This window comes from Mesorhizobium opportunistum WSM2075 (genome assembly GCF_000176035.2).
GTDB classification, from domain to species: domain Bacteria; phylum Pseudomonadota; class Alphaproteobacteria; order Rhizobiales; family Rhizobiaceae; genus Mesorhizobium; species Mesorhizobium opportunistum.
Window position 1 is genome coordinate 6,009,926 of the sequence record NC_015675.1, and the last position, 15,835, is coordinate 6,025,760.

The 15,835-nt window shown below is 64.9% G+C and carries 16 protein-coding genes; 7 read left to right on the forward strand and 9 right to left on the reverse strand.

Annotated features, from left to right (window positions below; genetic code table 11):
• Positions 1 to 23 precede the first annotated feature (23 nt).
• Genes MESOP_RS28960 through MESOP_RS28980 form a run of 5 tightly spaced genes read right to left on the reverse strand, consistent with a single transcriptional unit; the run spans position 24 to position 3,069 of the window.
• Positions 24 to 455 carry a DUF4440 domain-containing protein gene (locus MESOP_RS28960; RefSeq protein ID WP_013896903.1) on the reverse strand — a complete coding sequence of 144 codons (432 nt, stop codon included), beginning with the start codon at positions 453 to 455 and terminating at the stop codon, positions 24 to 26.
• Entirely contained in the window at positions 452 to 1,507 is a 1,056-nt protein-coding gene (locus tag MESOP_RS28965; RefSeq protein WP_013896904.1) for an aldo/keto reductase, read from the reverse strand. Before MESOP_RS28965 ends, MESOP_RS28960 begins: the two co-directional genes overlap by 4 nt.
• On the reverse strand, positions 1,504 to 1,857 hold the full coding sequence (locus MESOP_RS28970) for a TIGR04076 family protein (RefSeq protein ID WP_013896905.1): 354 nt from the start codon (positions 1,855 to 1,857) through the stop codon (positions 1,504 to 1,506). Before MESOP_RS28970 ends, MESOP_RS28965 begins: the two co-directional genes overlap by 4 nt.
• A gap of 1 nt (position 1,858) precedes the next feature.
• Positions 1,859 to 2,341 (reverse strand): DUF3830 family protein, encoded by a 483-nt coding sequence (locus MESOP_RS28975; RefSeq protein WP_013896906.1) that lies wholly within the window; start codon positions 2,339 to 2,341, stop codon positions 1,859 to 1,861.
• Positions 2,338 to 3,069 carry a GntR family transcriptional regulator gene (locus tag MESOP_RS28980; protein WP_013896907.1) on the reverse strand — a complete coding sequence of 244 codons (732 nt, stop codon included), beginning with the start codon at positions 3,067 to 3,069 and terminating at the stop codon, positions 2,338 to 2,340. The genes MESOP_RS28975 and MESOP_RS28980 overlap by 4 nt, the downstream gene beginning before the upstream one ends.
• Before the next feature lie 127 nt (positions 3,070 to 3,196).
• Here MESOP_RS28980 and MESOP_RS28985 point away from each other — a divergent pair, with 127 nt between their 5' ends.
• Genes MESOP_RS28985 through MESOP_RS29005 form a run of 5 tightly spaced genes read left to right on the forward strand, consistent with a single transcriptional unit; the run spans position 3,197 to position 7,920 of the window.
• Positions 3,197 to 3,991, forward strand: a complete 795-nt coding sequence (locus tag MESOP_RS28985) for an ABC transporter ATP-binding protein (RefSeq protein ID WP_013896908.1) — start codon at positions 3,197 to 3,199, stop codon at positions 3,989 to 3,991.
• The gene (locus MESOP_RS28990) at positions 3,988 to 4,734 is read left to right on the forward strand and encodes a branched-chain amino acid ABC transporter ATP-binding protein (RefSeq protein ID WP_013896909.1); all 747 of its coding nucleotides are present in this window, start codon (positions 3,988 to 3,990) and stop codon (positions 4,732 to 4,734) included. The genes MESOP_RS28985 and MESOP_RS28990 overlap by 4 nt, the downstream gene beginning before the upstream one ends.
• Positions 4,731 to 5,639 carry a branched-chain amino acid ABC transporter permease gene (locus MESOP_RS28995; RefSeq protein ID WP_013896910.1) on the forward strand — a complete coding sequence of 303 codons (909 nt, stop codon included), beginning with the start codon at positions 4,731 to 4,733 and terminating at the stop codon, positions 5,637 to 5,639. Before MESOP_RS28990 ends, MESOP_RS28995 begins: the two co-directional genes overlap by 4 nt.
• Positions 5,636 to 6,619: a branched-chain amino acid ABC transporter permease gene (locus MESOP_RS29000; RefSeq protein ID WP_041165100.1), complete on the forward strand. Its 984-nt coding sequence runs from the start codon at positions 5,636 to 5,638 to the stop codon at positions 6,617 to 6,619. Before MESOP_RS28995 ends, MESOP_RS29000 begins: the two co-directional genes overlap by 4 nt.
• Positions 6,616 to 7,920: an NAD(P)/FAD-dependent oxidoreductase gene (locus MESOP_RS29005; RefSeq protein WP_013896912.1), complete on the forward strand. Its 1,305-nt coding sequence runs from the start codon at positions 6,616 to 6,618 to the stop codon at positions 7,918 to 7,920. Before MESOP_RS29000 ends, MESOP_RS29005 begins: the two co-directional genes overlap by 4 nt.
• Positions 7,921 to 7,947: 27 nt before the next feature.
• Here MESOP_RS29005 and MESOP_RS29010 read toward each other — a convergent pair whose 3' ends face one another.
• From MESOP_RS29010 to MESOP_RS29025, 4 genes are read right to left on the reverse strand one after another with little or no spacing between them, the layout of a single operon-like run.
• Entirely contained in the window at positions 7,948 to 8,604 is a 657-nt protein-coding gene (locus tag MESOP_RS29010) for a GntR family transcriptional regulator (protein WP_013896913.1), read from the reverse strand.
• Positions 8,605 to 8,614: 10 nt separating this feature from the next.
• Positions 8,615 to 9,931 (reverse strand): aspartate aminotransferase family protein, encoded by a 1,317-nt coding sequence (locus tag MESOP_RS29015; protein WP_041164389.1) that lies wholly within the window; start codon positions 9,929 to 9,931, stop codon positions 8,615 to 8,617.
• Positions 9,932 to 10,990, reverse strand: a complete 1,059-nt coding sequence (locus MESOP_RS29020) for a phosphotransferase (RefSeq protein ID WP_013896915.1) — start codon at positions 10,988 to 10,990, stop codon at positions 9,932 to 9,934.
• Positions 10,987 to 12,288 (reverse strand): ArgE/DapE family deacylase, encoded by a 1,302-nt coding sequence (locus MESOP_RS29025; RefSeq protein ID WP_013896916.1) that lies wholly within the window; start codon positions 12,286 to 12,288, stop codon positions 10,987 to 10,989. Before MESOP_RS29025 ends, MESOP_RS29020 begins: the two co-directional genes overlap by 4 nt.
• A gap of 176 nt (positions 12,289 to 12,464) precedes the next feature.
• Here MESOP_RS29025 and MESOP_RS29030 point away from each other — a divergent pair, with 176 nt between their 5' ends.
• On the forward strand, positions 12,465 to 13,112 hold the full coding sequence (locus tag MESOP_RS29030) for a GNAT family N-acetyltransferase (RefSeq protein ID WP_013896917.1): 648 nt from the start codon (positions 12,465 to 12,467) through the stop codon (positions 13,110 to 13,112).
• Positions 13,109 to 15,823, forward strand: coding sequence for a winged helix-turn-helix domain-containing protein (locus MESOP_RS29035; protein WP_013896918.1), 2,715 nt, complete (start codon positions 13,109 to 13,111; stop codon positions 15,821 to 15,823). The genes MESOP_RS29030 and MESOP_RS29035 overlap by 4 nt, the downstream gene beginning before the upstream one ends.
• Positions 15,824 to 15,835 lie beyond the last annotated feature (12 nt).

Consider the following 15,835-nt stretch of genomic DNA (forward strand, 5'->3'; position numbering starts at 1 on the left):
TGTATTTGATCTCTGGAGCCTGTTCAGCTTTCCGGCACCTGCAGCCAGGTTTCATGCAGATGTCGCCATTCGACACCGTTGGGCGCCGATGAACTGGTGGTGAAGACGGCACTCGACTGGCGGCGGCTGTGCTTGCCCGCGCGCAGCTGCGCCTCGACGTAGAAGACGACGATCGTGTCCGCGTCATGCCAGCCGGGCCGGATGTCCTCGATCGAGATGGCAAAGCCGTCGTCGCAAATGGCGCGGCTGGAGCGGACATGATCGACGACCGCGGCGCGATCGAGGACATGGCCATCCGGCGTGATCATGCTGAGGCCGTCGCCCATGGCGCGTTCGAAGCGGGCGAAGTCCACCGTGTCGGCGCGCGCGGCGACGAACCAGTCGACGAAGAAGCGATGCAAATCGATCACCTCGGCGCTGGCCCTGGAAAACAGCGTCTGGTTGATCGTGCTCATGCCCGGCCTGCATTGAGATTGTAGTGCATGATCGAGCCGTGGCGACCATGGCGGTCGCGCTCCAGCGTGTAGACATCGCCCTCGACGCCAGGGCTTTGCGCGATGATGGCAGCAATCCGTGCCCGATCCTCGGCGTCAAGCGCGACATCCATGATTTTGGCATTGGCCAGCGCATGCGCCTGGTTGCGGGCTCCGACGATCACGGCCGCCACTTGCGGCTGCTGCAGCACCCAGGCGCTGGCGATGGTGGCAATGTCGACGCCGTGGCGGTCGCCGACGGCTTTCAGTGCCGCAAGCAGCTGCTGAAACAGGTCCCAGCCGCCAAAGTCGTCGATGATCAGCTTGTATTTGACCAGGGATCGGTTTTCGAGCGGGGTGGCTGGCTCGGCGGCGCCAAGCCATTTATCGCTGAGGAAGCCACCGGCCACCGAACCATAGCAGAGGAAGCTGACGCCGTTCTTCGCGGCGAGGTCAGCAAGGCTGTTAGCAGGCCGCTGGTCGAGGACCGAATATTGCAGTTGCTGGCTGACCAGCGGGATGCCGGCGGCGAGGATTTCGGCCAGCCGCGGCGTATCGAAATTGGTGGTGCCGAGATTGCGCACCTTGCCTTCGCGCCGGAGCTCGTCGAGCCAGCCCATCGCCTCGACATAGCGAGGCTGGCCATAGTCCCACCAGTGGAACTGAACGAGATCGAGCCGTTCGGTCTTCAGCCGCCGCAGCGACTGGTCGACGATGCCCCTGATGTAGTCGCGGCTGATGCCGGCCAGCCGCTCGAGGTCGGGCACGAGCTTGGTGTGCACCTTCATTCTCGCAGCAACGTCCAGGCCGCGCTCGCTGGCCAGCCGCAGGCGCGCGGCGCCGACCAACTCCTCGACGCCGGTGTAGATGTCGGCGCAATCATAGGTCCAGATGCCGGCATCGAAGGTGGCGATCAGGTCGGCAATTGCTTGGCTGCGGTCGATGGCGCCGTGCCCGCCGGCCAACTGCCAGCCGCCGCGGATGACGCGCGAGATCGTGTAGCCGGGCCCGAGTTCGAAGGTCTTGGCGGTCATGTCGGGTCATTCTCCTTCGGCAGCGGCACGGCCGTGGTTGCGGCATGGCTGAACCGCCGCTTGGCCAGCCTGACGATCCGCAGCCGGCTGGCGCAATTGGGATCGGGACAGGCGATTTCGGCATCCGATGTCATCCAGTCATTCCGGTCGGTCGGGCGCTGCTTTGCCGCGAGAAACGGCAACACGGACGCAAGCGAATAGATCGAAAAACTCTGCCCTGCCGGCATGGACAACATCTCGCCCTTGAGCTCGAAATAGTCGCCGGCCTTGGCGCCGCAATAGATCGGTTTGCCCTCGGGGACGACCGCTTCGACGCGAAGATCGAAGAGCTCGAAACTGTCGTCGGCCATGTCAGGCCTCCACCAGGCTGAAGGTGATATCGCAGGCGCCATTGCGCCGTATGACGCCACAGGCGGCGGCGAACTGATCGCGCTCCTCGGCTCGTACCTGCGCCACCACACTGCCGGCGAGCCAGCCGATCGGGAACAGCAGGCGCGCCCCGGGACCGTAGTAGAGACCGATGTCGAAGATCGCATTGGGATTGCCGCCCCACATGCGTGGCGGCACGTAGGAAAGCACGATGTCGCCCGGCTGTGGCGTCAGCGTCGCGTTCTCGCCCGGCAAGGGTCTGGCGTAGGACTGGCCATCGAGATCGGCTGACGGAACCGGACAAGAAATCTCGGGTCCCGTCCACATGGCATGGATGCCGGGAACGACGCGTGGTGCAGCGAGATAGGCCATGAGAAAGGCAGCGTTTTCCGGCGCCCTTTCAGGCAGCAGTAGCGCCGTCACGGAAAGCTTCGAGCGTGGCTCGGTGATCCTGATGGAAGTCATGTCTGGTCTTTCCCGGCGGTTTGCAATTTGCTGCGCAGGAAGGTGAAGGGCCGGCTGATGTCGGCGACCAGAGACTCGCGCGCGGCCTGTGCATCCTGCGTGGCTAGCGCCGTGACGATGCGGCGGTGATACTGGGCGGTGTCGACCTCGCCGGCTTCCGAGAAGGCATAGATGGCGACACGGATGCATGGCCCCGATTGCAGCCACAGGCTCTCGATCATCGGGATCAGCACCGCCGAGCCGCAGCAGCGATAGATCTCGAAATGAAAACTCTGGTTGAGCGTCACCTCGCGATCGACATCCTTCTTGTGTTTCAGCGCCCGCATCTCGTCCCATTCGGCTAGGATGGTCTCGATGGCGGCGATCTGGCGCGGACCCATGCGGGCGGCGGCGAGCGCGATCGCCTCGCCCTCGATCAGGATGCGGGCCCGCAACAGATCATCGATGCGCTCCAGCGTGATCGGCGGCACGCGCACCGAACGGTTGGGCAATGCCTCCAGCGCCTTTTCCGTGATCAGCCTCCCGAGCGCCTCGCGCACCGGCATGGTCGAGGTGACCAGCGCATCGGCCAGCCCACGTATGGTCAGCACCTGGCTCGGCTCGAACAGGCCACCGATCAGGGCGCGACGCAGTTCCGAATAGACGCGATCCTGGACGGTTTCGCGGCCGACCGGCGCAAGCTGGGCAGCGATCGCCTCGTTGTTCTTTTCAATGGCAGCCTTTTGCATGGAATTCCGATCTCGGCCGGTTTTCGGCTTGCGGACGAAATTAAAGCCGAATAGCGTGATCAACGCAAGTGTGATCACAAATCAATAATCAGGAGACGGCAAAGATCGTCTTCGGCCAGAGGGTTCGATGAGCGAGGCAGCGGAACGGCAAGGGCACCGTGCGCCGGTTCTGATGGCAAAGAATGTCGTCAGGCGGTTCGGCGGCCTCGTTGCCGTCAACGATGTCTCGTTTGATGTCAGATCGGGAGAAATCCTCGGCCTGATCGGACCGAATGGCGCCGGCAAGACGACGATGTTCGATCTGCTCGCCGGCAGCCTATTGCCGACCAGCGGCGAGATCCTGCTCAACGGCGCCAGCGTCTCGGGCGAAGCCGCTCATCTGCGTATCGGCCGTGGCCTTGGCCGCACCTTCCAGATCCCGCGCCCACTGCCCAATCTGACGCTGATCGAAAACATCATGCTGGCGGCACAGGGCCAGGCCGGCGAGAAGCTGCTCGCCAATTTCGTCACGCCATGGCGGGTGGCGGCGCAGGAAAGAGCTGCCAGGACCAAAGCGCTCGAACTTCTGGAACTCGTCACCCTCACCCACCTCGCGCGGGAGCCGGCGCGCGTGCTTTCCGGCGGCCAGCGCAAGTTGCTCGAACTTGCCCGGGTCATGATGGCCGACCCGGCGATCATCCTGCTCGACGAACCGGCGGCCGGCGTCAATGCGACATTGCTCGAAGTCATCATCGATCGCATCCGCGACATCAACAGGCGCGGCATCACCTTCCTCTTGATCGAACACAACATCGACATGGTGACGCGGCTTTGCCACCGCGTCCTGGTCATGGCGAGCGGCCAGTTGCTCAGCGAAGGCACGGCTGAAGAAGTCGCCCGCGACCCGCGCGTCATCGAGGCCTATCTCGGAGGCACGGCATGAGCGAAGCGGTCCTCGATGTCCGTAATCTCGAAGCCGGTTATGAACCAGGGGTGCCGATCGTGCGCGGCGCCTCGATCACCGTCGGCAAGGGCGAGATCGTTGTCGTGCTCGGCCCCAACGGCGCCGGCAAATCGAGCTTCATCAAGGCGATCGCCGGCCTCGTGCCGATCACCGGCGGCTCGGTTTTCCTCGACGGCAAGGACATCACCGCGGCACCCGCCCACACCATGGTTCGGCTTGGCCTGGCCTTCGTGCCGCAAACCGAAAATATCTTTCCGCTAATGTCGGTCGAGGACAATCTCAAGGTTGCCTGCGGCATCCTCGAACGGCGCGAAATCCCTGCCCGCATCGAGGAAATGTATGCAGCCTTTCCCGACCTCGTCCGCCAGCGCAGGACCGCCGCCGGCAACCTCTCGGGCGGGCAGCGGCAGATGCTCGCCGTCGCGCGGGCGCTGATCGTCCACCCCAAGGTGCTGGTGCTGGACGAGCCGTCGGCCGGCCTGTCGCCGAAATTCGTCTCGATGGTGTTCGAGATGCTGGCCGGCATCCGCAAATCCGGCGTCACCATCCTTTTGGTCGAGCAGAACGCCAAGGCAGCGCTTGCCATCGGCGACCGCGCCTATGTGCTGGTCGAAGGCAAGGACCGGCACGAGGGTGTCGCCTCGCAACTGTGGAACGATCCGGTGGTGGCCGAACTCTATCTCGGCCAACGTCCGCTCAAGTCCGGAGGAGGCGCGGCATGAGCCTGCAATTTGTCGTCGACGGATTGCTGACCGGTTCGATGATCGGCCTGGGCGCCATCGGCGTGACGCTGACCTATTCGATCCTGCGCTTCTCGAACTTCGCCCATGGCGACTTCATGGCCTGGGGCACCTATGCGACGCTGGCCGTGGTCAGCGCCATCGGCGTGATGTTCGGCAAGGTGGCGCCGATCGCGCCGCTGTCCTTTGGCTGGCCGCTGATCGTCGCGCTGATTGTCGGCATGGCATTCACCGCGCTGCTGGCGCTGCTGCTCGACAAGGTGCTGTTCGCACGGCTGCGCTCGCAAGGCCAGGCGATCATCGTGGTGATGGCAAGCTTCGGCGCCTCGATGGCGCTTAGAAGCTTGCTCGAATTCACCTTCACCTCGCGGCCGACCTATTTCAGCCGGGCGATCCAGATCGCCATGCCGGTCGGCTTCGGCATTCGCATCACGCCCGATCAGATCGCACTGCTGTTGCTGACCGCCGTGCTCGTGCTCGGCGTGCATCTGTTGATGACGCGCACGCAAACCGGCCGCGCCATGCAGGCGCTGAGCCAGAACGCAGCGCTTGCCCGCATCGTCGGCATCGACGTCGCCAGCGTCGTGCGCGTCACCTGGATCATCGGCGGGGCACTGGCCTGCGTCGCCGGCGTGATGATCGGCATTCTGGTGCAGATCCGCCCCTTCATGGGCTTCGACATGCTGCTGCCGATGTTTGCAGCCGCAATTCTCGGCGGCATAGGCAGCATCCCGGGCGCGGTGCTCGGCGGGCTGATCATCGGGCTCGCCGAAGCCGGCGCGGTGCAGCTGGTCGGCGCGGAATGGCGCGCCGCGGTCTCATTCGTCATCCTGATGGCGGTGCTGTTCGTACGGCCGATCGGCCTTTTCGGTGTGAGGGAACGCTGATGGACCTCGTCGGCTACGGCGCCTTCTTCCTGACCACCGCGCTGATCTTTTCGCTGATCACGCTGGGGCTCAACCTGCAATGGGGGCTGACCGGCCTGTTCAATGTCGGTCTCGCCGGCTTCGTCGCGATCGGCGCCTATACATCGGCACTGCTGACCACACCGGACGATGCCGCGCGGCTCGGTGGCTTCGGCCTGCCGATCCTCGTCGGCTGGGCGGGTGCCATGGTCGTCGGCGGCATTGCCGCGGCGCTGACCGGTATGGCCACGCTGCGCCTTCGATCGGACTATCTCGCCATCACCACATTCGGCGTCGCCGTGGTCGTGCAACTGGTCGCGCTCAATGCACAGAAGCTGACCGGCGGCCCGTTCGGCATCGGCTTCATCCCGCGTCCTTTCGGCAGCCTTGCCGAAACACCGCTGCTGTTCAACCTGTCCAACCTTGCCGTGGTCGCGGCAGTGACACTGATCGCCTATCTCGCCCTGGAGCACCTGTCGCGCAGCCCGTGGGGACGCGTGCTGAAGGCGCTGCGCGAGGACGAGCGAGCGGCGATATCGCTCGGCAAGAGCGCGCGCTTCTATCGTGTCCAGGCCTTTGCGGTCGGGGGCGCCATCATGGCGCTGGCCGGGGCGCTGCAGGCGCATTTCACCGGCTTCATCGCGCCGGACAACTATCTGCCGATCCTCACCTTCCAGGTCTGGGTAATGCTGATCGTCGGCGGCTCCGGCAGCAATCTCGGCGCGGTGATCGGCAGCATCCTGGTGTGGGGGATATGGGCTGGATCCGGCACGCTCACCAGTGTGCTGTTCCCGCCCGAGCAGCAGGCGCGCGCGGCCTCGCTGCAGATCGCCGCCATCGGCGTCATGCTCTGCGTGATCTTGCTGATCCGGCCGAACGGATTGCTCGGCGACAGGCCACGGCGGCTGCGCTTCGGCAAGCGAGCGAAAGCGGCCGCGGCCAAGAGCGGTTCAGGATCATGAACGCGGTGGCCCGGCAGGAGGCGCAAGGCGTTTCGCTCTGGCACGCCGTCAGCCGAAACCATCGCCAGCGGCCAGCGCTGCAAGGCGAGCTCGTTGTCGACCTCGCCATTGTCGGCGGCGGCTTTTCGGGTCTTTCAACCGCGCTGCACGCCGCCGGGAAAGGACTCTCGGTCGCCATTCTCGAAGCCGAATTCATCGCCTGGGGCGCGACCGGCAGGAATGCCGGCTTCGTCGTGCCGAACTTCGCCAAGATGGATCCGGAAAACATCCTTGCCCATCTCGGCCCCGAGCGAGGCAACAGACTGATCAATTTTGCCGCCGGCAGTGCCGATCTGGTGTTCGGCCTGATCAGGCAGCATGGCATCGACTGCGACGCCGTGCAGAGCGGCTGGATCCAGCCGGCGCATTCGACTGCGGCGCTGGAAAAGGTCAAGTCCCGCGCCGAACAATGGGCGCGGCGCGGCAGGCCCGCGGTTACCTTGGACCGTCAGGATGTCGAGGCGCTGACGGGCGTGCGCGGCTATCTCGGTGGCTGGATGGATCGTTCGGGTGGCGTGCTCAACCCTGTCGCCTATGCGCGCGGCCTGGCCGATGCGGCGCAGAAGTCCGGAGCGAGGATTTTCGAACGAACACCGGTCACCACGATCGATCGCGTGATCGATGGCTGGGCACTGAAAACGCCGTCGGGATCGGTGCGCGCCGGCAAGGTGCTGATCGCCACCAATGCCTATGGTGCGTCGCTCAATCCGCTGCTGCAGCGAACCTACTTTCCGCTGAAGGTTTTCCAGATCGCGACTGGGCCCCTGCCGCGCGAAATCCGCACATTTCTGCTGCCGGGAGGACAGGGCGTCGGCGACACCAGGCGCAATCTCTTCACCTTCCGCTTCGACGCCGACAACCGGCTGATCAGCGGCGGCATGCACATCTTGAGCGCCGGCGCCGACACGCGCGTGCCACAGACAATCTGGCGACGGCTCGCCAGGCATCTCGACCTGCCGGACCTGCCGCCGCTTGCCTATGGCTGGTTGGGAATGGCTGCCGTCGAACCGGATTTCCTGCCGCATCTCCTGGACCTTGGGCCGGGCCTGATCGCCGGCCGCGCCTGCAACGGGCGCGGCATTGCCATGACGACGGCGATGGGCAAGGTGCTGGCCGACTGGGCGGCCGGCGCCGACGCGCGTGACCTGCCGCTGCCGTTTGCGCTGCCGGCACCGATCCCGTTCCACGCCGTGCTGCGGCATGCGCCCAACATGCTGCTGGGCTGGAGCATGCTGCGCGACCGGATGGACGAGATGGGATAGGTCGTCGACCGTGCCTGGCCGCGCGGATCAGTCGGCCATGCGCAGATTTTCCGAGAGAACCGCGGCCGCCGCCGCGATGTCCTGTTCAAGCGCGGCCCTGACAGCAGGGCCATTGCGCTGCTCCAACGCGCCAACAATACTGCGATGGGCGTCGTTCGATTGGGGAATGTAACGGTCGGCCTGCATCAGCAGCTTCAGATAGGGCCCGACCCGACCCCAGAGGTCCCGGATCATGTTCAACAGGATCGGCGCGCCGGCATGCTGGTAAACGGCGAAATGAAAGGCCTCGTTCAACGAGAGATAAACCCTGGCATCTCCGGCATCGATGGCCCGCTGCATGCCAGCGAGCGTAGCCTGTACGTCGATCAAGCCGCTTTCGCTGATCCGCGACGCGGCCATCTCACCCGCCAGCCCTTCGACGGCGATGCGGATGCGCGTCAGCTCCTCGAAGGCGGGTGCCGACAGCAAGGGCACGATGATCGAGCGGTTGTTCTGCATCTCGAGCAGCCGCTCGGCGACCAGCCTTTGCAGCGCCTCACGGATCGGCGTCGTCGAGATGCCGAAGGTTTCGGCCAGCTTGCGGATGACCAGCGTCTGGCCCGGGCTGAAACCGCCTGAAATCAACTCCTGCTTGAGCGCGCCATAGGCGCGATCGTTCAGGGTTTGATGTTCGAGCTTCAGCATGCGCGGCCGCTCACCATTGCGACAAGGCGCGATCGAGCGTCTCAGCCAGTTGCTCGGCATTGTCCCTGGCAAATGGCAAAGGCGGCCTGATCTTCAGCACATTGCCGCGCGGGCCGCAGGACGAGATCAGCACGCCGTCCTGGCGCATGGCTTCGACCACCGCCGCTGTCTTGGTGGCGGCCAGCGTCTCGTCGCCCTCCGCCGTCAGTTCGACGCCGAAATAAAGGCCGTTGTGCCTGACGTCTGCAACCATGCCGTGCCGGCTCTGCAGCGCGCGAAGCAGCTCCCCGGTATAGGCGCCGACATTGCGCGCGTTCTCGATCAGCCCCTCGCCTTCGATCACGTCGAGCACGGCGATACCGACGGCGGCCGCCACCGGATTGCCGCCGAACGTGTTGAAGTAACCGGTGTTCGAACCGAAGGAGGCGACAAGCTGTGGCCGCACGATCACCGCGCCCATCGGATGCCCGTCGCCGATCGGCTTGCCCATGGTGACGATATCGGGCTCGATGCCGTAATTGGCGAAGCCCCACATGCCCTGGCCGAGCCGGCCGAAGCCCGACTGGACCTCATCGGCAATGACGATGCCGCCGGCCCTCCTGACGTGATCGGCTGCCTCGCGCATCGCCGCCGCGTCGGGAAAGAAGATGCCGTCGCTGGAGAAGGCCGAGTCGAGAAGCAACGCCGCCGGACGGATGTTTTGCGCACGCATGTCCTCGATGGCGGCGGCGACATTTCTGGCGAAATCGCGCGCGGCGCGGCCATGGTCGCGAAACGTGTCCGGCGCTGCCACGGTCCGATGCTGCGCGGGCACGCCCTTTGCCCCGACCGCCGCCGGCGAGAGCTGCGCGGTGGCGATCGTGGCGCCGTGATAGGCGAAGTCGGTGATGATGACGCCGGTGCCACCGCTGGCATGCTGGGCAATGCGGATGGCGAGATCGTTGGCCTCGCTGCCGGTGCAGGTGAACATGGCGTGACCAAGATGGGCCGGAAGCATGCCGAGCAGTTTTTCAGCGTAGTCGAGGATGATCTCGCTGAGATAGCGCGTGTGGGTGTTGAGCGTGGCGGCCTGCCCCGATAGCGCCTCGACGACGCGCGGATGGCAGTGTCCAATCGAGGCGACATTGTTGTAGGCGTCGAGGAATTTGCGGCCCTGCGCATCGTAGAGCCAGACGCCGCTGCCGCGCACCAGATGGATCGGGTTGCGGTAGAAGGCGCGGTAGGTCGGGCCAAGCAATCTGGCGCGGCGTTCGAGCAACGCGCGCTCTTGCGCCGAAGCGCCGGCATCGGCAGAGGCATTGGCGGGCAAGGACTGGGACACGAGCATCTACTCCGGATTGGAATGGTGGAGGAAATAGCGGCGGGTATCCGCGGACGACAGCCCGTCCAGCCGTTCGAGCGACGCCCAGACCTCGGTGATGAGGCGCAGCACATAGTCGCGCTTGGCCGGGAATCGTTCCGCCTGCCAGCTGGCGATGTTGGCAATCAGCGCAAGGCGCGCACGGATCAGATCGAAAAGAATGCCGATCTCTTCGCCCTCCAGTGGCTGCACCGATTGATAACCGGCGACGAAGCGCGCAGCTGGCGCCAGCGGGTGACCTTCCGCCGGCCAGCGGTAGACGGCGCCGATGGCGAGATCGCAGATCAGTGGTGAATGGATCATGTCGCCGAAATCGAGAATGCCGCTGACGACCTCCTGCCGCGAAGCGTCCATCACCACATTGTAGGAATTCATGTCGTTGTGGACGATCTGCGCACGCAGGCTCGGAATGACCGGCGCCGCATGCTCCTCGAAGGCGTCGATGATGCGTTCGACCATGGCCCGGTGGCCCGCATCCGGGATATGCGCCAGCATCGGCCGCGTCTTGGCCACCTTGCGGATATCCCAGAGCAGGTCGCTGCCGGCCGCCGGATGGAAGAAACCGCGCAGTGCGCGGCCAAGACGGGCGAGGAAGATGCCGAGATTGCGATCCTGTGCCGCTGAGGTCGGTGAGCGCGAAAGCAATTGGCCGGGCAGATAGGTGACCAGCCGTATGATGCGCGGCGCGGATCCGCCGACGCTGATCGCAAATTGCGCTTCGCCCTCGAGGCTTTTGCGCACCGAGGGAACCGGCAAGGTCGGGTCGACCGCAATGATATGGTCGAGCGCCTTGTTCTGGAAATCAGTGAAGCCGGCCTCTTCCGCCGGATGGGAGATTTTCAGAACGAACTCGCCCTCGCCGTCGGTCTGGATGTGGAAATTGTGATCGCGTTCGCCGGGCAACGGACGCGCGCTGCCGGTGAGACCATAGTGCCGGCGCAAGATGGCAAGCGCGTCTGCGGTGGAAACGTCCGGCGCATCCTCGGCGAGCGTTTCGCCGAATGCATCGGGTACAGCCGCGTTCATGATCTCACCTTCGGATCGATCGGCTCAAGACCGCACCAGTCGGCGATGAACAAGGCAATCGTCTGGGTAACTTTGCGCACCGAGTCGAGATCGACGGCCTCGTCATAGCCATGCGGCATGCGGCAGATCGGACCATAGACGATCGCCGGCGTGTCGGCATAGAGGCCGAAGAAGCGAGCGTCCGTGGTCGCCGAGGTCACATGCTCGGTCAGCGGCTCGCCCCACACGGCGCTATGGCTGCGGCGCAGCACGGCTTCCATCTCGTCGGCGCCTTCCAGCACATAGCCTTCGGCCATGAAGCCGTTGTAGGTCATCCTGGGTGGGCGATTGGCGAGGAACGGATCGGCGCGGGCCGCATCGGCGATGCAGGCCTCGAGTTCGGCCCTGGCGTCCTCAAGCTTCTGGCCGGGATAGGTCGCGACCCGCATCTCGAAGACGCAGCGCGCCGGGACGCTCGACGTCCACTCGCCGCCTTCGATCTTGCCGAGATTGAAGCGGATCGGATGCGGGTGATCGCAGAAATGCGGATCATCGACCTTGCGCGCATTCCAGACGATTTCGAGCTGCTTCAGCGCCTGAATAATGACGAAGGCCTTTTCGATTGCGTTGGCGCCAGCGGAAAAGGCCCCCGACGCATGCTGCGGATCGCCGTCGACCTCGACCCTGAACCAGATCGGTCCGACCTGCGCCCGCATCAGCCTGGGCTCCAGCGGTTCGGGTATGAAAACGGCATCGGCGTGGTAGCCGCGCTGCAGGCAGGCGAGCGCGCCATTACCGGTGCATTCCTCCTCGACCACCGACTGCAGGAATAATTTCGCGGCCGGCTGGTAACCGAGATTGCGCAATGCGGCCAATGCGTAGAGACAGGCCGACAGGCCGGCCTTCATGTCGCCGGCGCCACGACCATGCATCCAGCCATCCTCGATCGCCGGATCGTAGGGATCGCGCACCCAGCGGTCGAGCGGTCCTGTCGGCACCACGTCGATATGGCCGTTGAGGATCAACGAGCGGCCGGTCGCGTTTTTCGGCGTGTGGGTGGCAACGACATTGAAGGCGTCGTCGTAGGACACCGCCACAGGCGAAAAACCCGGCAGGTCGCGAATAGCATCGACATCGACGCGCCACATGTCGACCTCGTAGCCATCGGCCTCATAGGCGGCCGCCATGAACGATTGCGCGGCGTGCTCCTCGCCTCGCTGCGAAGGAAAGCGCACGAGATCCTGCAGAAACGCGACCTGCCGCGCGAAGCCATCGTCGACCGCGCCCAGAATGGCCTCGTCCGCAATTCGCTCAGGCATCATATTCCGCTTTCATCCGAATGGTGTATCATATCTCATATGCCGCCCCTCGCAAATGCAAGAGACAGATGGGGCAAACCTGTGGCCCACATTCCGAAACGCTTGGCAGGCGAGCGCGGAATTGGCATCAGCTTAGCGCATGCGGGCAAAGCCGCGCGGCCAAAGATCGAGGACAGATGCTGGTCACCGAAGGCACATTGCCGGATGAAGTCACCGACCTCTCGGCCGGTTACCGGCGCGTGCCGGCCGGCAGGATCATCAATGCGGTGACGTGGATGGAGGCGCGGGCTCCAGTGCCGGGCCTTGCCCAGCCCCTGGCCATGACCCGGGTCACCAAGCCCGACTGCGCCTCCTACCGCGCGATCTTCCTGGAGATCGGGGCTCCCTGGCTCTGGGATCGGGCCGCTGAAATGTCGGATGCCGAAATCGCCGCGCAATTCGCTGACCCGCGCCATCATCTCTATTACGGCCATGATGAAGACGGCGGCCATGTCGGCATGGTCGAATTCCGCGTGGCCGACGGCGACGAGATCGAGATCACCTATTTCGGCCTGTTCCCCTCCTTGACCGGCCGAGGCTTCGGCAAGCGGCTGATGGCCGGCGCCCTCGATCAGGCATGGCGCCTCGCCCCCGGCCGCGTCTGGCTGCACACCAGCAGTTTCGACCATCACAGCGTCATCGGTTTCTATCGCGCTTGCGGGTTCGAGCCCTATGCGGCCGGTTTCGAAATCACCGACGATCCACGGATCAAGGGAACCCTGCCGCGCGAAGCGGCCCCGCAAATCCCGTTGATCGAAACGGAATGGGTGCCTGGCGCAAGATGAGACCGCCTCCGCAACCCCTCAGCCAGGCATCTCCGCATCATCGCCGGTGGGTGCGGCGCGAGAGCATCCTGTCAAGGCTGGAGCGGCATGTCGGCATGCGCATCGTGCTGTTCGCCGCGCCCGCCGGTTTCGGCAAGTCGACAACGATGGCGCAATGGGCCGCGGAACTCGCACGCCACGGTCGGTTGACCGCATGGCTGTCCTGCGAGGCGACTGATAATGACGAAGGCGCCTTCCTGTCGCATCTGGTGGGGGCGCTGCGCCACCTCGTCCAGAACCCGGCTGAGCTCGACCTCGCCTTCCAGTCGAGCCCGATCCCGCAGCTCGAGGTGGTGCTCTCTGCACTTGTCGCGGGTTTTGCGGCGCGCGACGCCGAGATCACGCTGTTCTTCGACGACTACCATGTCATCGAAACGGAGGCGGTGAAGCGTTTCATGGAACGCCTGACGCGGCAGGCGCCCGCCAACGTCGCGTTCGTCATCGGTTCGCGCAACCTGCCCGACCTGCAGCTCGGCAAACTCAGGGTGCTTGGCGACGTTTTCGAAATCGGCCCGGACGATTTGCGCTTCGTCTCGTCCGAAGCCGAAGCCTTCTTCAACGACAAGCTGGGCCTGAGCGTCAGCAGCGGTACCGTCGAGGCCTTGTGCTCGCGGACCGAAGGTTGGGCCGCCGGCCTGCAACTCGCCTCGCTGTCGCTCAGTGCCGCGCATGCGCCCGAAACCGTCATCGGCAATTTCACCGGCGCCAACCGCAACGTCGCCGACTTCCTGATGGGCGAAGTCTTCCTCGGGCTGCCGCCGGCCCTGGCGAAGTTTCTGCTCCACAGTTCGATCTTCCAGCGCTTCAGCGCCGAGGCCTGCCGGGCAGTCTTGCGTGTGGCGGACGCCGAGGCCGATATTGCCGAGATCGAGACCCGCAATCTCTTTCTCGTGCCGCTCGACGAGGAGCGGCGCTGGTTCCGCTACCATCACCTGTTCCGCGACTTTCTCATTCGTGAAATGGAACGGCGCGCGCCTGAGATGATCGCCCCGCTGCACCTGGCCGCCGCCGAATGGTTCGGCGAACGCAAGATGCTGACCGAGGCGATCGGGCATGCGCTTGCCGCCGGCGACCAGGCCCGCGCGGCGGTGTTCATCGAGAACAATGCGCTCGAGCTCATCGCCCAGTGCCAGCTGCTTTATGTGCGTCAGTTGCTGGCGCTGCTGCCGAGGAAACTGGTCGACCAGCGCATCCGGCTGCAACTCGTCGTGTTGTGGCTGGCGGTGCACTCAAGCCAGCCCGAGATTGCCCAGCAGACACTCGCCAATGCGCGCAAGCTGATCGAGACCGGGCCGACGGACGGCAAGGATCCGGGCACGCTGACCGGCACCACGATCGAGGCCGAAATCGCCGTCCTGGATGCCGCCGTGCACAGCACGCTGGAACGGTTCGAGGATGCACGCGACACAGCCTTGGCCGCCCTGCGCGTCATCGCGCCCGATGCCTGGTTCATGGAAGGCGCGACGGCCAATGTCATCGGCTATAATCTCTACGCACTGGGCGACCTCGAGGGCGCGCGGGCGGCGGCGGACGCCGCGCGCAAGGCGCATGAGCGAAGCGGCAGCCTGCTCGGCGTCACCATCGCCAATTGCTACATGGCGGTGATCGAGCGCTCGGCCGGCCGCCTGCCCGCCGCCGAACGGCTGCTGCGCAACACGATCATCGAGGCCAGGACGCGGATCGGCGCCAACTCCTATGCCGAAGCCCTTGCCGGAACGCTGCTCGCCGAACTCGCCTACGAGACCAACGCGTCCGGCGAGGCACTGACGCTGGTGGAGAATCTCGGACCGCTGATCGAAGGCGCCGCGGTCATCGTCTATCCCCTTGCCAGCGTGCCGACCTATGCCCGCGTGCTGCAGTTGACCGGTCGCGCAGACGCAGCGCTCGACATGCTGGAGCGCGTCTACCAGCGTGTGCGCGGCTCCGTCTATCGCCGCCTCGCTTCGGTATTGGTGCATGACCGTATCCGGCTGTTGCTCGACCAGAACCGTATCGTCGAGGCCCGCGCACTGCTGAGTGAACATCGCCGCGAAAGCGCTGAAACCGAGCCTACTGTCGCCAACGAATTCGAATTCTTCGCCGAGGGCCGGCTGCTTACCGCGGAGAAATCCCACGCAGCGGCGGCGGCGATTTTCGACGCGTTGCTGGAGCGAACGAAAAACAGCGGACGCATGCGCCGCCACATCCTGGCGCTGATCCTGCGCGCCAAGACCACCGTCCATGACCAGCGCGAGACCGACCGTCACCTCCTCGAAGCGCTGCGCCTTGCACAGCCCTCCGGCTTCATCCGCTCCTTCGTCGACGAGGGGAGGCCTGTTGTGGAAGGGTTGATGCGGCTGCGCGCGGCGCAAGCAAAGACCGACCCTGCCCTGTCGGCCTATGCAGCGCGCATCATCGACGCGGCACAGACGATGCCCGTGGCGACACGCAAGCCGGCAGCACCGACGGCCGACAAAGAACAGCTCACCCAGCGCGAGACCGAACTGCTGCGCTGCCTGTCTGAAGGCATGTCCAACCGCGATATCGCGGGTGCGCTATCGGTGAGCGAGACGACGGTGAAATGGCATCTGAAGAACATTTTCGGCAAGCTCTCGGTGTCGAACCGCGTGCAGGCGGTGCGCGCCGCGCAGGCGGGCGCGGACCTCCGTCCCCCTCCGAAAGGAGGGGCATGAACATCTGGTGCA

What these genes read in the sequence shown, in the direction of transcription:
- MESOP_RS28960 (WP_013896903.1), bottom strand. Translation starts at nt 455, where the DNA reads ATGAGCACGATCAACCAGACGCTGTTTTCCAGGGCCAGCGCCGAGGTG.
- MESOP_RS28965 (WP_013896904.1), bottom strand. Translation starts at nt 1,507, where the DNA reads ATGACCGCCAAGACCTTCGAACTCGGGCCCGGCTACACGATCTCGCGC.
- MESOP_RS28970 (WP_013896905.1), bottom strand. Translation starts at nt 1,857, where the DNA reads ATGGCCGACGACAGTTTCGAGCTCTTCGATCTTCGCGTCGAAGCGGTC.
- MESOP_RS28975 (WP_013896906.1), bottom strand. Translation starts at nt 2,341, where the DNA reads ATGACTTCCATCAGGATCACCGAGCCACGCTCGAAGCTTTCCGTGACG.
- MESOP_RS28980 (WP_013896907.1), bottom strand. Translation starts at nt 3,069, where the DNA reads ATGCAAAAGGCTGCCATTGAAAAGAACAACGAGGCGATCGCTGCCCAG.
- MESOP_RS28985 (WP_013896908.1), top strand. Translation starts at nt 3,197, where the DNA reads ATGAGCGAGGCAGCGGAACGGCAAGGGCACCGTGCGCCGGTTCTGATG.
- MESOP_RS28990 (WP_013896909.1), top strand. Translation starts at nt 3,988, where the DNA reads ATGAGCGAAGCGGTCCTCGATGTCCGTAATCTCGAAGCCGGTTATGAA.
- MESOP_RS28995 (WP_013896910.1), top strand. Translation starts at nt 4,731, where the DNA reads ATGAGCCTGCAATTTGTCGTCGACGGATTGCTGACCGGTTCGATGATC.
- MESOP_RS29005 (WP_013896912.1), top strand. Translation starts at nt 6,616, where the DNA reads ATGAACGCGGTGGCCCGGCAGGAGGCGCAAGGCGTTTCGCTCTGGCAC.
- MESOP_RS29010 (WP_013896913.1), bottom strand. Translation starts at nt 8,604, where the DNA reads ATGCTGAAGCTCGAACATCAAACCCTGAACGATCGCGCCTATGGCGCG.
- MESOP_RS29015 (WP_041164389.1), bottom strand. Translation starts at nt 9,931, where the DNA reads ATGCTCGTGTCCCAGTCCTTGCCCGCCAATGCCTCTGCCGATGCCGGC.
- MESOP_RS29020 (WP_013896915.1), bottom strand. Translation starts at nt 10,990, where the DNA reads ATGAACGCGGCTGTACCCGATGCATTCGGCGAAACGCTCGCCGAGGAT.
- MESOP_RS29025 (WP_013896916.1), bottom strand. Translation starts at nt 12,288, where the DNA reads ATGCCTGAGCGAATTGCGGACGAGGCCATTCTGGGCGCGGTCGACGAT.
- MESOP_RS29030 (WP_013896917.1), top strand. Translation starts at nt 12,465, where the DNA reads ATGCTGGTCACCGAAGGCACATTGCCGGATGAAGTCACCGACCTCTCG.
- MESOP_RS29035 (WP_013896918.1), top strand. Translation starts at nt 13,109, where the DNA reads ATGAGACCGCCTCCGCAACCCCTCAGCCAGGCATCTCCGCATCATCGC.